The sequence below is a fragment of the Streptomyces physcomitrii genome (assembly GCF_012273655.1).
Taxonomy (GTDB): Bacteria; Actinomycetota; Actinomycetes; order Streptomycetales; family Streptomycetaceae; genus Streptomyces; species Streptomyces physcomitrii.
Genome location: NZ_JAAWWP010000003.1, coordinates 424,980 through 437,343 on the forward strand (window position 1 = coordinate 424,980; position 12,364 = coordinate 437,343).

The window sequence follows — 12,364 nt, forward strand, 5'->3', positions numbered from 1 at the left end:
CCGCCTGCCTCCGATGGGCAAAAGGTCAAGGATCCCAGGTCACGCCGGGGATTCTCGGCCGGGAAGCGGTGCACTCGGGCGTAAGCGAGCTACTCGTGGGCGCACGGTGACAGCCAGTCGATCTCCCGCCATCCTTCGAATCATTACTGGAGCCCCCGAGTGAGCAAGCGCACCTTCCAGCCGAACAACCGTCGTCGCGCGAAGACCCACGGCTTCCGGCTGCGGATGCGCACCCGTGCCGGCCGCGCGATTCTCGCGTCCCGCCGTAGCAAGGGTCGCGCCCGTCTGTCCGCCTGATCATCCACAGGTCATGACGTCGTGCTGCCTACCGAGCATCGGCTGAGGCGGCGCGAGGACTTCGCGACCGCGGTACGCCGAGGACGCAGGGCCGGCCGGACACTTCTCGTCGTCCATGTCGCCCGTGAACGCAGTGGTGCCACGGACCCGCACGCACCGGGGGAGGATGCCTCTCCCACGCGTGCGGGTTTCGTCGTCAGCAAGGCGGTGGGCGGTGCCGTGGTCCGCACCAAGGTGAAGCGCAGGCTTCGCCATCTGATGCGCGACCGCCTCGGTCTGCTGCCCCCCGGTAGCCTGGTAGTCGTCAGAGCGCTGCCCGGTGCGGGGGACGCCGCATACGGCCAGCTGGCCCGAGACCTGGACGCCGCGATCACGAGGCTGCTGGGAGGGGGCGCGCGATGAAGTACCCACTGCTGGCGCTGATCAAGATCTACCAGTGGACCATCAGCCCGCTGCTCGGGCCGGTCTGCAAGTACTACCCCTCGTGTTCCCACTACGGCTTCCAGGCCATCGACCGGCATGGCGCGGTCAAGGGAACGGCACTGACCGCCTGGCGCATCCTGCGGTGCAATCCGTGGTCCGCCGGTGGTGTCGATCATGTACCGCCGCGCAAGCGACCGCGCTGGCACGAGATGCTGCGCACTGCCTGGCGCGAACGCAAGGGCGGGCCTCCCGCCGCCGGTGCGCCGTCCGGGTGCCACCACGAGCCCCCGGGTCACGCCGCCGAGACCCCGTCCCATGCTCAAGGAGCCTGATTAGTGGACACGATTGCCAGTCTCTTCAGCTTCATCACCACACCGGTGTCCTGGGTCATCGTCCAGTTCCACAAGGTGTTCGGTGCGATCTTCGGTGAAGACACGGGCTGGGCCTGGGGCCTGTCCATCGTGTCCCTGGTGGTCCTGATCCGTATCTGCCTGATCCCGCTCTTCGTGAAGCAGATCAAGGCGACGCGGGCGATGCAGACGCTGCAGCCCGAGATGAAGAAGATCCAGGAGCGCTACAAGAACGACAAGCAGCGTCAGTCCGAAGAGATGATGAAGCTGTACAAGGAGACGGGCACCAACCCGCTCTCCTCGTGCCTTCCCATCCTGGCGCAGTCGCCGTTCTTCTTCGCCCTGTACCACGTGCTCAGCGCCATCGCCTCGGGTGACACCATCGGCGTCATCGACCGGCCGCTGCTCGACAGCGCTCGGAACGCGCACATCTTCGGCGCCCCGCTCGCCGCGAAGTTCATGGACAGCGGGGACAAGGTCGCCGCGCTCGACGCCTCCCTGACCGATGTCCGCCTCGTCACCGCGATCATGATCGTGATGATGTCGCTGTCGCAGTTCTACACGCAGCGCCAGCTGATGACGAAGAACGTCGACACCACCGTGAAGACGCCGTTCATGCAGCAGCAGAAGATGCTGATGTACGTCTTCCCCGTCATCTTCGCCGTCTTCGGCATCAACTTCCCCGTCGGCGTCCTCGTCTACTGGCTGACCACCAACGTGTGGACCATGGGCCAGCAGATGTACGTGATCCGCCAGAACCCCACCCCCGGCAGCAAGGCCCAGGCCTCCTACCTGGAGCGCCTGCTCAAGCACGTCACGCACGCCGAGAAGGTCCGCAGCCGCCGCGACCGCAACGCCATCAAGGCCATCGTCGCCAAGGGCCGCGACCGCAACGAGTTCGAGCGCAAGTTCATCAACGGGCTCAGCAAGGCCGGCCTCGCCGCCCAGACCGACGGCTCGGTCGACAAGAGCGAGTCGGGTGCCGTCGCCACCGAGACCGAGGACGGCGTCCAGGCCGGAGCGCCCAAGCGCCAGCAGCCCAAGCGCCAGTCCAAGGCCCAGCGGCAGTCCACCACCGGGGCGCCCAAGAGCGCCGCGGAGAAGACCTCCCTGTCCAAGGACGAGGCCGACGAGCCGGAGGACACCCCACCGGCCAAGGGATCCTCGGCACAGTCCCCGTCCGGGGGCGGCAAGTCCGCCTCCGGTAACGCCCGCCAAGCCAAGTCCGGACAGCGCAAGGGCCCGCAGCGTCCCAAGCACCCGTCCAAGAAGTAAGAAGGAGTCCATCCGTGACGGAAGGCACCATCTCCCCCGAAGCCGAGGGCGACACCCTGACCCGCCTCGAGCAGGAAGGTGAGATCGCGGCGGACTACCTGGAGGGTCTGCTGGACATCGCCGACCTCGACGGTGACATCGACATGGACGTGGAGGCCGACCGGGCCGCCGTGTCGATCATCAGCGACGCGAGTGGCCGGGATCTGCAGAAGCTCGTCGGACGGGACGGGGAGGTCCTCGAAGCCCTCCAGGAGCTGACCCGTCTCGCCGTGCACCGGGAGACCGGTGACCGCAGCCGCCTCATGCTCGACATCGCCGGGTTCCGCGCCAAGAAGCGCACCGAGCTCTCCGACCTCGGTGCCAAGGCCGCCGCCGATGTGAAGAGCTCGGGCGAGCCGGTGAAGCTGCAGCCGATGACCCCCTTCGAGCGCAAGGTCGTGCACGACGCGGTCAAGGCGGCGGGCCTGCGCAGCGAGTCCGAGGGCGAGGAGCCCCAGCGCTTCGTCGTCGTTCTGCCTGCCTGAGCGGCACCTCACGTTTTTCCGGCCCCGTCTGTGTGTGCAGACGGGGCCGCTCTTTGTCAGCCTGAGAGCCAGTACGCCCAGCGTGGGTGGCTCGGTATGGAAGGACGGTCCCGTGACGGAGGAAGCGGAGCTCCCCCCGGCGCCGGAGCAGGCCCGGAAGATCTTCGGTGAGCGCTACCAGGACGCGGTCCGGTACGCCGAGCTGCTCGCCGAGACCGGCGTGCAGCGCGGGCTGATCGGTCCGCGTGAGGTGCCCAGACTCTGGGAGCGGCACCTGATGAACTGCGCCGTGCTCTCCGAGGTCGTCCCCGAGGGCGTGACCGTCTGTGATGTGGGCTCCGGCGCCGGGCTGCCCGGGATCCCGCTCGCCCTTGTCCGGCCCGACCTCAAGATCACCCTCCTTGAGCCCTTGCTCCGCCGGACCAACTTCCTCTCCGAGGTGGTCGAACTCCTGGGCCTCGATCATGTGACCGTGGTGCGCGGGCGCGCCGAGGAGGTACTCGGCCAGCTCACCCCCGTCCATGTGGTCACCGCCCGCGCGGTCGCCCCGCTGGACCGCCTCGCGGCCTGGGGAGTGCCCTTGCTGCGCCCCTACGGGGAGATGCTCGCCCTCAAGGGGGACGCGGCGCATGAGGAGGTCAAGGCTGCCGGGGCGGCGCTCAGCAAGCTGGGGGCCCAAGACGTCTCGATCGTCCAGGTCGGCGAGGGTCTGGTCGATCCGCTGTCCACGGTCGTACGTGTCCAGGTCGGCGAGAGCCCCGGTGGCGTGCGCTTCGCGGCGAAGCGCGCCAAGGCCGCCCGAACGGAACGTACCCGTCGGCGCCGCTGAGGGGACAGGGGGTCGCGGCTGAACTGAGCCGAGGCCGCCCGTACATGAGACATACGCATGGGCCGACAACTCGGCCGTCTCGCCGAGTTGACCGTCCCCGCCGGGTACACCGGAGCCCCTTGACCGGAGTGTCGGTAATGTCCGCGCCGGGTGCGAGCGACATCGTGTTTCACGTGAAACGTCGTTCGCTCTTGCATGGCATCATCAATCGCGGCCGCACAGCGGCAGCACCCCGTGACCGTCGGTCCCAGAGTGCCCTCGGGTCCCCCAGAAGGGGGGCGGAGTTTTCCACAGAGCCGGATTTCTCCACAGAAGACCCGGGCTCGCTGGTTCCTGACCCCGAAGGCATGGGAGGCTCTGTTCATTGCGAGCCTGTAGTCGAGGAGAGTGAATCCTTGCGGTCCGACGCCAACATCGCGGGACCGATGACCGATCCGGTCCCCGGTCCCCGCACCGAGACGGCGGGGGAGGATGTTTCACGTGAAACACCGGCCCCGATGGATAACACCCCGATCGGTCGTGCTGCCCAACTCGCTGTCGAGGCGCTGGGTCGTGCGGGCGAGGGGCTGCCACGGCCGGAGGAGACTCGGGTCATGGTGGTCGCCAACCAGAAGGGCGGGGTGGGGAAGACGACCACCACCGTCAATCTGGCGGCCTCCCTTGCTCTCCACGGCGGCCGGGTACTGGTGATCGACCTCGACCCGCAGGGGAACGCCTCTACGGCGCTGGGGATCGACCACCACGCCGAGGTGCCCTCCATCTACGACGTCCTGGTGGAGAGCAAGCCGCTCTCCGAGGTCGTACAGCCGGTCCCGGATGTCGAAGGGCTCTTCTGTGCCCCGGCCACCATCGATCTCGCCGGTGCGGAGATCGAGTTGGTGTCCCTGGTGGCGCGGGAGAGCAGGCTCCAGAAGGCGATCGACGCCTATGAGCAGCCGCTGGACTACGTCCTCATCGACTGCCCGCCCTCCCTCGGTCTGCTGACCGTCAACGCGCTGGTGGCCGGTGCGGAGGTCCTCATCCCCATCCAGTGCGAGTACTACGCGCTGGAGGGGCTGGGCCAGCTGCTCCGCAATGTCGAGTTGGTACGGGGTCACCTCAACCCGAGCCTGCATGTCTCGACGATTCTGCTCACCATGTACGACGGGCGGACCCGACTCGCCTCGCAGGTCGCCGACGAGGTACGCAATCACTTCGGCGAGGAGGTGCTGCGGACCAGCATCCCGCGTTCGGTCCGCATCTCCGAGGCGCCGAGCTACGGGCAGACCGTGCTGACGTACGACCCCGGCTCCAGCGGTGCGCTCTCCTATCTTGAGGCGGCGCGTGAACTGGCCCTGCGCGGGGTGGGCATCCGGTACGACGAGCACCAGGGCTATGTGAGCCCGCAGAACGACCAGCAGAGCACGGCGGAGGGGATCCAGTGAGCGAGCGTAGGAGGGGACTGGGGCGGGGTCTGGGCGCACTGATCCCCGCGGCCCCGACACCACCGGAGAAGCCCGCCTCGGCGGCGGGGGAGGACGGCAGCACGCCCGCTCCCACCACGGTTCCGGTACTGACCGCGGAGCGAGGAGTCGCCGCGGCGAAGGTGGCCTCACTCCCCCAGGGAACGGTCTCACCCGAGAACGAGGAACCGGCGGTCCCAGCGGACGCAGAGGAGTGGAAGAGCCCCGCGGGCGCGCACTTCGCCGAGATCCCGATCGACGCCATCACCCCGAACCCGCGGCAGCCCCGTGAGGTCTTCGACGAGGACGCCCTCGCCGAGCTCGTCACCTCCATCAAGGAGGTCGGTCTCCTCCAGCCGGTCGTCGTACGGCAGTTGGGCACCGGTCGCTACGAGCTCATCATGGGTGAGCGTCGCTGGCGTGCCTGCCGCGAGGCCGGGCTGGAGAACATCCCGGCCATCGTCCGCGCCACGGACGACGAGAAGCTGCTCCTGGACGCCCTGCTGGAGAACCTCCACCGGGCCCAGCTGAACCCGCTGGAAGAGGCGGCCGCCTACGACCAGTTGCTCAAGGACTTCAACTGCACCCATGACCAGCTCGCCGACCGCATCGGCCGCTCCCGTCCGCAGGTCTCCAACACTCTCCGTCTGCTGAAGCTGTCACCGGCGGTGCAGCGGCGGGTGGCCGCGGGTGTCCTCTCCGCGGGGCATGCTCGTGCCCTGCTCTCCGTGGAGGATTCGGAGGAGCAGGACAGGCTGGCGCACCGCATTGTCGCCGAGGGGCTCTCGGTCCGTGCGGTCGAGGAGATCGTGACGCTGATGGGCTCCCGCCCGCAGAGCGCACCCCGGGCCAAGGGCCCGCGGGCCGGCGCCCGGGTCTCCCCGGCGCTGACGCATCTGGCCTCCCGGCTCTCGGACCGCTTCGAGACCCGGGTGAAGGTGGACCTCGGGCAGAAGAAGGGCAAGATCGTCGTCGAGTTCGCCTCGATAGACGATCTGGAGCGCATCCTCGGCACCCTCGCCCCCGGCGAGGGCCCGGTGATGCAAGCCTCGCCCGCCGAGGAGGACGACCCGGAGGGCGCGGAGGGCGAGGACGAGAGCTGAGTCCGCCTCGCGGACGAGCACCCCGCAACAGGGGTGCGCAGAGCGGGCCGTGTCCGGTGTGTGCCGGAAAACGGCCCGCTCTTTGCTTTACGGCAGTTTCGAGGCAATCGCTTCCTCGCTACGATGCGGAGAAGTACGGCGCATCCGACTGTCGGTACCGCAGAGGGAGGCGGCTCCATGCCCATGGCGAGCCGCACGGGACTGGTCGCAGCGGCCCTCGGCCTGGGCGCGGTCGGCGGATTTCTCGGGAGTCTGCTCAGGGAGCAGAGCGCGCTGAGCGCCGCCCGGGAGTGTGTCGGCGAGGAAAGTGAGGAAGTGCCTCCATGGGGCGTCGACTCGTGCCGCTCACGCTGGACAATCTCTCGGATCTCCCCAGCCGCTGCCGTGCGTGCGTTTACTGGGAGCTCGATCCCGTCAGCGGGCAGGACGCGGTAAAGGCGGGTACCCCGCACCTCGAAAAGGAGGCCTGGATCTCCGCGGTCCTCCTCGACTGGGGATCCTGCGGTCGCGTGGTCTACGTCGATGAGCAACCGGTGGGCTTTGTGCTCTACGCTCCCCCCGCCTATGTCCCCCGCGCCATGGCCTTTCCCACCAGCCCGGTCTCCCCGGACGCCGTGCAGCTGATGACCTCCTGGATCGCTCCGGGCTTCCAGGGGCAGGGACTGGGCCGGGTGATCGTGCAGACGGTGGCCAAGGATCTGCTGCGCCGAGGCTTCAAGGCCATCGAGGCCTTCGGGGACGCCCGTTGGGAGGGCCCCGCCTGTCTGCTGCCCGCCGACCATCTCCTCTCCGTCGGCTTCAAGACGGTACGGCCGCACCCCTCGTACCCGCGTCTTCGCCTGGAGCTGCGTTCCACGCTCTCCTGGAAGGAGGACGTGGAGATGGCGATCGACCGCCTCCTCGGCGCCGTCCAGAAGGAGCCCGCGCTCCGTCCGCTGTGAGGTCGTCCGCTGTCAGGCCAGGACCGGCCCGCGCCTCGGAATGCAGAACGGGCCGGTCCCGAAGGACCGGCCCGTCGCATGTTTCACGTGAAACAGTGCCGCGTACTGCTCGACCTCACTCGGCGATGAAGTCCTCGAGGTCGCGGATGAGCGCGGCCTTGGGCTTGGCGCCGACGATGGTCTTGGCGACCTCACCACCCTGGTAGACGCTGAGGGTCGGGATGGACATGACCCCGTAGCGCGCGGCCGTGTTGGGGTTCTCGTCGATGTTGAGCTTGACGATCTCGATCTTGTCCCCGTGCTCGGCGGCGATGGCCTCGAGGGAGGGGGCGATCTGGCGGCAGGGTCCGCACCAGGCGGCCCAGAAGTCCACCAGCACGGGCTTCTCGTTCTTGAGTACGTCCTGCTCGAAGGTCTCGTCGGTGACGACCTTGAGGTTGCCGGCCACGGCGGGCTCCTTAGATGTTGTGCGGCGGGGGTGTACGAGGTGGATCAGACGGCGGCTGCGGCCACGGCCGCCTCGCCGTCGGTGAGCGCGGCGAGGTAGCGCTCCGCGTCCAGAGCGGCCGAGCAGCCGGTACCGGCCGCGGTGATCGCCTGGCGGTAGGTGTGGTCCACGACGTCTCCGGCGCCGAAGACGCCGGTGAGGTTCGTACGGGTGGACGGGGACTGGACCACGAGGTAGCCCTCGTCGTCGAGGTCGAGCTGACCCTTGAAGAGTTCGGTGCGCGGGTCGTGGCCGATCGCGATGAACAGGCCGGTCACCGGGAGCGCGGAGGTCTCGCCCGTCTTGACGTTGCGGAGTGTCAGGCCGGAGAGCTTCTGGTCGCCCTGGACCTCGGCCACCTCGCTGTCCCAGATGAAGGAGATCTTCGGATCGGCGAAGGCTCGCTCCTGCATCGCCTTGGACGCGCGGAGCGAGTCACGGCGGTGGACGATCGTCACCGACTTCGCGAAGCGGGAGAGGAAGGTCGCCTCCTCCATCGCGGTGTCACCGCCGCCGATGACGGCGATGTCCTGGTCGCGGAAGAAGAAGCCGTCACAGGTAGCGCACCAGGAGACGCCGCGTCCGGAGAGCGCGTCCTCCTTCGGCAGGCCGAGCTTGCGGTGCTGGCTGCCGGTCGCCACGATGACGGCCTTCGCCTGGTGGACCGTGCCCACGGTGTCGGTGACGGTCTTGATCTCGCCGGAGAGGTCGACCGAGACGATGTCGTCGGCCACCAGCTCGGCGCCGAAGCGCTCGGCCTGGGCACGCATCCCGTCCATGAGGTCGGGGCCCATGATGCCGTCCTGGAAGCCGGGGAAGTTCTCCACCTCGGTGGTGTTCATGAGCGCACCACCAGCGGTGACGGCGCCCTCGAATACCAGCGGCTTGAGCGAGGCGCGCGCGGTGTACAGCGCTGCCGTGTAGCCGGCAGGCCCGGAGCCGATGATGATCACGTTACGAACGTCGGTCACGGCTTGATTCCTTGTCTCTGGCGACTGCGTACTCCCGGCGGGATCCTTGAGTCCTCCCACCCGACCCAACGGATCCTACGGGGCGTGCATTCCCGAGGGGACCGCCCGTTCACGGGTCCGGGCAAGTGCGCCGGAAAGTGTGTCGGAGACCACCGCGACGACAGAGGGGGATGCGGAGGGCCGCGGCCTCAGCGCCGTGCGTAGGAATCCGTGGAGAGGATCTCACCGCTCGCCGTCTTGCCCTGGTCGACGCAGGAAGCATCCACCACATAGGCCGAGACCTGCTTGGCGTCGGAGGGGTGGGGCAGCACGACGAGGTACGCGGGCTTGCCCTGATAGGTGCCCTGCTCGGCGGCGAGCGGCGCGTTCTTGCGGCCGATGCCCTTTTCGACGCAGGAGGGAATCTTCACCGCGGGCAGCTCCTGGCGCAGAGGCGCGTCGGACGGAGCGTCCGGGCTCGACTTCACGTCGAAGGAGGGAGTCGACTGCTTGGGCGAGGGAACGGCCTTCTCGCCGTCCAGGAGCTTACCGACCCGCGACTCCATGGTGGAGTCGGAGAAGGTGGTCCCCTTGTGCTGGTTCTCCGCCGTGGTCTGCGAACCGTCATCGTCCTGACCACCGACCACCTGGAACAGCAGACCCCCGAGGCCCAGCGCGGCCACGGTGAAGACGGCTCCGAGAGCGACCACCCGGCGGCGACCGGCGCGACGCCCACCACGGCCGGGTCCGGTGGTGCCCTTGGCGCGTCCCGCGGGCCGGTACCCGGAGGAAGCCTTCGATGTTTCACGTGAAACATGGCTGCCCTTGCGACCCGGGCGTGCCGGGTTCTGGACATCCAGCTCGGCGTCCTTGTCGTGCGCGCTCGCGCCGGATGCCGAGGCGAGGGCGCCGGTCTCGGCGAGTCCCTCGATCTCCGGAGGGGTGACCGGCTCCGCCGAGGAACCGACCGTCTGGTCTTCCGGCGCGGTGGCGGCGAGCAGGGCTTCGGCGGCCAGGGCCGCGTCGATCCGCTCGGCGACATCCACCGGCATGGGCGTGGACGGGGGAAGGGTGCCGAGGAGCCCGCGGATCTCCTCCAGAGACGCGTGCACATCCCGGCAGTCCGCGCAGGACTCCAGGTGCCGATGAATCTCCTCGCTGCGGGCAGGCGTCAGCAGGCCCTCGGTGAGATCGGAGATCTCGGTGACGTCCGGATGCTCAGCTGCCCCGGTCACGCGCGTCCACCTCCACCCTTCATTGCCGCGGGCCCCCCGGGCCCACTGTCCTGAGAACTGTCTGCGGATGGGACGGAGCTCCCTGCCGCTCGGTTCCGTTCTCGGGAGGAGGTTTTCTTTCCGGCCGAGCGATCCGCGTCACCCCGTAGATGGGAGAGGAGCGGGACCAGCCTCGCCCGACCGCGGGCGCACCGGCTCTTCACCGTGCCGACCGGCACCCCGAGGGCCTCTGCCGCCTCGGCCACCGGATAGCCCTGCATGTCCACGAGGACGAGGGCGGCGCGCTGGTCGAGCGGCAGGGTGCCGAGCGCCTCGATGAGCTGGCGGTGCAGATCATTGCGCTCCGCGGGGGCGGCCGCCGATTCATGGGGTTCGAGCAGCTGCTCCAGCCGCTCGTCGTCGTCGATGGGGGAGGTCTTCCGGGAGGACGCCTTGCGGACCCGGTCCAGGCAGGCGTTCACGACGATGCGGTGCAGCCAGGTCGTGACCGCGGACTGGCCCCGGAAGGTGTGCGCCGCGCGGTAGGCGGAGACGAGAGCGTCCTGGACGGCGTCGGCGGCCTCTTCGCGGTCTCCCAGGGTGCGCAGGGCCACGGCCCAGAGCCGGTCGCGATGCCGCCGCACCAGCTCGCCGAAGGCCTCTCCGTCGCCCGCTACATGGCGGGACAGGAGCTCCTGGTCGCTGACGCCGTGGTCCACGGCCTCTTCCACCCTCCCCCTCCCCCCTTCGGCGCTGCCCTCAGCCAGTGAACTTCACTTCGGTGATTCCCTGCTTGTACCCCGCCTTGCTGTACTCATCTCCGCCGGAATACGGAATCGCGGTCAGCCAGACGAGGACGTACCGCGCCTTGACGGGCTTGTCGGCCGAGAAGCGGAGCGTGGAGCCGTCCGTCTTCCCGTCCGCGATCTTCCGCAGGGAGTCCAGCGAAGCCGAGGGCGAGAGCGAATCGGTCGCGTACAGGGAACCGGCGGTGTCCGCACCGCTGTAGTGCAGTCCGACCGAGGCGCCCGACACATCCCGCTCGCCGCCGAGATCGTAGACGATCCCGAGGCCCTTCTTATAGGGGGCGAGGGTCGGTCCGCCGGTGTACGAGTACGTGCGCCAGTACGTGCTGGGGTTCTCGTCGTGGGTCAGGCGGACGTCATCCGGGTGCTGGGGCTTGCCGTCGGGGTAGAACTCGGCGGCGTCCTGGACGGTCAGCGGCAGCGTGGGCCGCTTGGCACCGCTCTTCTTGCCCCCGTCGTCGCTGTCCGAATTCCCGGAGTCGTCGCCCTGGCGGTCCATGAGGGCGTCCGCGAGCTGCCAGCTGCCGAGCCCGAGGGCGGCGATGAGCAGCGCGGAGACCGCCCACTTCAGCGCGCGCCCGGTGCGGCCCTCCAGCGGACCCGGAGGAGGCGGCAGCGGTCGGCTCGCCCCCGTACGGCTTCCGGGGTGGCCGTAGGAGCCCTGCTGGTAGGTGGTGCGCTGGTACTCCGGCGGGGGCGTGAAGGCGGGCTCCGGCGGCCGGATCCGGGGCAGTTCACCGACGGCCTTCACCAGGTCGTCGGGGGTGGTGCAGGGCTGCTCCTGACGGGAGGCGGTGGCACCGTCGTTGACCAGCGCGCGCATCGACAGCTCGGACAGGCCGCGGTGCACGCCCGCCCGTACCTGGTCCGGCGCGATGAGCCCGACGCCCTTGGGCAGCCCGGAGAGACCGAAGGCATCGCTCTCGTAGGGCCAGCGCTGGGTGAGCGAGGCGTAGAGCAGGGCGCCGATCGCCTCGGTGTCGGTGCGCTGGGGGGTCTCGGAACTGATGCCGCGCAGAGCGGCGTTCACCGCCAGACCGCGGATGCGCCACTGCCCGGAGGAGGTCCGCAGCACCGAATTGGGCGTGAGCCGCAGGTGCGCGAGGCCCTCGCGGTGCGCCGCCGCCATCGCCCAGGAGATCTGGCTGACCATCTGGTAGGCGTCATGCGATTCGAGCGGGCCGGCGGCCAGGAGGGTCCGCAGATCGGTGGCGTCGGGCAGCCATTCGTGGACCACGTAGACGAGGTCGTTCTCCTCGACGGCGTCCAGCACCTGCACGAACCGCGGATCGCCGAGCAGCGCCGAGGAACGGGCCGCGGCGAGCACCGCACGGGCCCGGGTGTGGTCGGCGGGCAGGAGGTGGACGCCCACGGCGCGGCGCAGTTTCTCGTCGACGGCACGCCAACTGCTGAAGCCGTCCAGACGGGTGACGCACTCCTCGAGACGGTAGCGCCTGGCGAGCTTGTGGCCGCTGTGCAGTTCCGGGGGCACCGGCTTCGACGCGGTTTCCTTCTCCTCGTCCTGCGGCTTGCCGTTCTCCGCGGACTTCTTGTCGTGCCGCGTCCTGGCCACCCCGTCGGCCGTGGTTTCCTCCGCCTTCGCGGGCAGCGGTTCGTCACCGCTGTTGTCTGCCACGTCGACGGCAGCTGTGCTCCGTTCCGCCACCGTCGTTCCCTGCCTCCCCATCCGTTGCACTCTGGTCGACACCAAAGCCAATTGTGC

The 12,364-nt window shown here is 69.1% G+C and carries 14 protein-coding genes; 9 read left to right on the forward strand and 5 right to left on the reverse strand.

Annotation, left to right across the window (positions count from 1 at the left end; translation table 11 throughout):
- Nucleotides 1-159: 159 nt before the first annotated feature.
- The 9 genes from rpmH to HFV08_RS07695 all read left to right on the forward strand — a co-directional run bounded on the left by rpmH (nucleotide 160) and on the right by HFV08_RS07695 (nucleotide 7,184).
- Nucleotides 160-297: a 50S ribosomal protein L34 gene (rpmH, locus tag HFV08_RS07655; RefSeq protein WP_003956500.1), complete on the forward strand. Its 138-nt coding sequence runs from the start codon at nucleotides 160-162 to the stop codon at nucleotides 295-297.
- A 21-nt stretch (nucleotides 298-318) separates the two neighbouring features.
- Nucleotides 319-699, forward strand: coding sequence for a ribonuclease P protein component (gene rnpA / locus HFV08_RS07660; protein ID WP_078845004.1), 381 nt, complete (start codon nucleotides 319-321; stop codon nucleotides 697-699).
- Nucleotides 696-1,052 carry a membrane protein insertion efficiency factor YidD gene (gene yidD / locus HFV08_RS07665; protein WP_040251248.1) on the forward strand — a complete coding sequence of 119 codons (357 nt, stop codon included), beginning with the start codon at nucleotides 696-698 and terminating at the stop codon, nucleotides 1,050-1,052. The genes rnpA and yidD overlap by 4 nt, the downstream gene beginning before the upstream one ends.
- A gap of 3 nt (nucleotides 1,053-1,055) precedes the next feature.
- On the forward strand, nucleotides 1,056-2,345 hold the full coding sequence (gene yidC, locus HFV08_RS07670; RefSeq protein ID WP_168537087.1) for a membrane protein insertase YidC: 1,290 nt from the start codon (nucleotides 1,056-1,058) through the stop codon (nucleotides 2,343-2,345).
- Between the two features lie 14 nt (nucleotides 2,346-2,359).
- Nucleotides 2,360-2,869 (forward strand): Jag family protein, encoded by a 510-nt coding sequence (locus HFV08_RS07675; protein ID WP_168537089.1) that lies wholly within the window; start codon nucleotides 2,360-2,362, stop codon nucleotides 2,867-2,869.
- 112 nt (nucleotides 2,870-2,981) lie between these two features.
- Complete coding sequence (gene rsmG, locus HFV08_RS07680; protein WP_168537091.1) at nucleotides 2,982-3,698, forward strand: 16S rRNA (guanine(527)-N(7))-methyltransferase RsmG; 717 nt, start codon at nucleotides 2,982-2,984, stop codon at nucleotides 3,696-3,698.
- Nucleotides 3,699-4,045: 347 nt separating this feature from the next.
- Entirely contained in the window at nucleotides 4,046-5,122 is a 1,077-nt protein-coding gene (locus tag HFV08_RS07685; RefSeq protein ID WP_168537093.1) for a ParA family protein, read from the forward strand.
- Nucleotides 5,119-6,243 (forward strand): ParB/RepB/Spo0J family partition protein, encoded by a 1,125-nt coding sequence (locus HFV08_RS07690; protein ID WP_168537095.1) that lies wholly within the window; start codon nucleotides 5,119-5,121, stop codon nucleotides 6,241-6,243. Before HFV08_RS07685 ends, HFV08_RS07690 begins: the two co-directional genes overlap by 4 nt.
- Nucleotides 6,244-6,566: 323 nt before the next feature.
- Nucleotides 6,567-7,184 carry a GNAT family N-acetyltransferase gene (locus HFV08_RS07695; protein ID WP_168537097.1) on the forward strand — a complete coding sequence of 206 codons (618 nt, stop codon included), beginning with the start codon at nucleotides 6,567-6,569 and terminating at the stop codon, nucleotides 7,182-7,184.
- 115 nt (nucleotides 7,185-7,299) lie between these two features.
- Here the strand turns inward: HFV08_RS07695 and trxA are convergent, their stop codons facing one another.
- The 5 genes from trxA to HFV08_RS07720 all read right to left on the reverse strand — a co-directional run bounded on the left by trxA (nucleotide 7,300) and on the right by HFV08_RS07720 (nucleotide 12,307).
- Nucleotides 7,300-7,632, reverse strand: coding sequence for a thioredoxin (gene trxA / locus HFV08_RS07700; protein WP_040251263.1), 333 nt, complete (start codon nucleotides 7,630-7,632; stop codon nucleotides 7,300-7,302).
- Nucleotides 7,633-7,676: 44 nt separating this feature from the next.
- A complete protein-coding gene (gene trxB, locus HFV08_RS07705) occupies nucleotides 7,677-8,642 on the reverse strand; it encodes a thioredoxin-disulfide reductase (RefSeq protein WP_040251265.1) in 966 nt (321 codons plus the stop codon).
- A gap of 188 nt (nucleotides 8,643-8,830) precedes the next feature.
- The gene (locus HFV08_RS07710) at nucleotides 8,831-9,856 is read right to left on the reverse strand and encodes an anti-sigma factor family protein (protein WP_168537099.1); all 1,026 of its coding nucleotides are present in this window, start codon (nucleotides 9,854-9,856) and stop codon (nucleotides 8,831-8,833) included.
- Nucleotides 9,853-10,566, reverse strand: a complete 714-nt coding sequence (gene sigM / locus HFV08_RS07715) for an RNA polymerase sigma factor SigM (protein WP_168537101.1) — start codon at nucleotides 10,564-10,566, stop codon at nucleotides 9,853-9,855. The genes HFV08_RS07710 and sigM overlap by 4 nt, the downstream gene beginning before the upstream one ends.
- 28 nt (nucleotides 10,567-10,594) lie before the next feature.
- A complete protein-coding gene (locus HFV08_RS07720; protein ID WP_168537103.1) occupies nucleotides 10,595-12,307 on the reverse strand; it encodes a protein kinase family protein in 1,713 nt (570 codons plus the stop codon).
- Between the last annotated feature and the right edge of the window lie 57 nt (nucleotides 12,308-12,364).

What these genes read in the sequence shown, in the direction of transcription:
- HFV08_RS07695 (WP_168537097.1), top strand. Translation starts at nt 6,567, where the DNA reads ATGGGGCGTCGACTCGTGCCGCTCACGCTGGACAATCTCTCGGATCTC.
- HFV08_RS07685 (WP_168537093.1), top strand. Translation starts at nt 4,046, where the DNA reads ATGGGAGGCTCTGTTCATTGCGAGCCTGTAGTCGAGGAGAGTGAATCC.
- yidD (WP_040251248.1), top strand. Translation starts at nt 696, where the DNA reads ATGAAGTACCCACTGCTGGCGCTGATCAAGATCTACCAGTGGACCATC.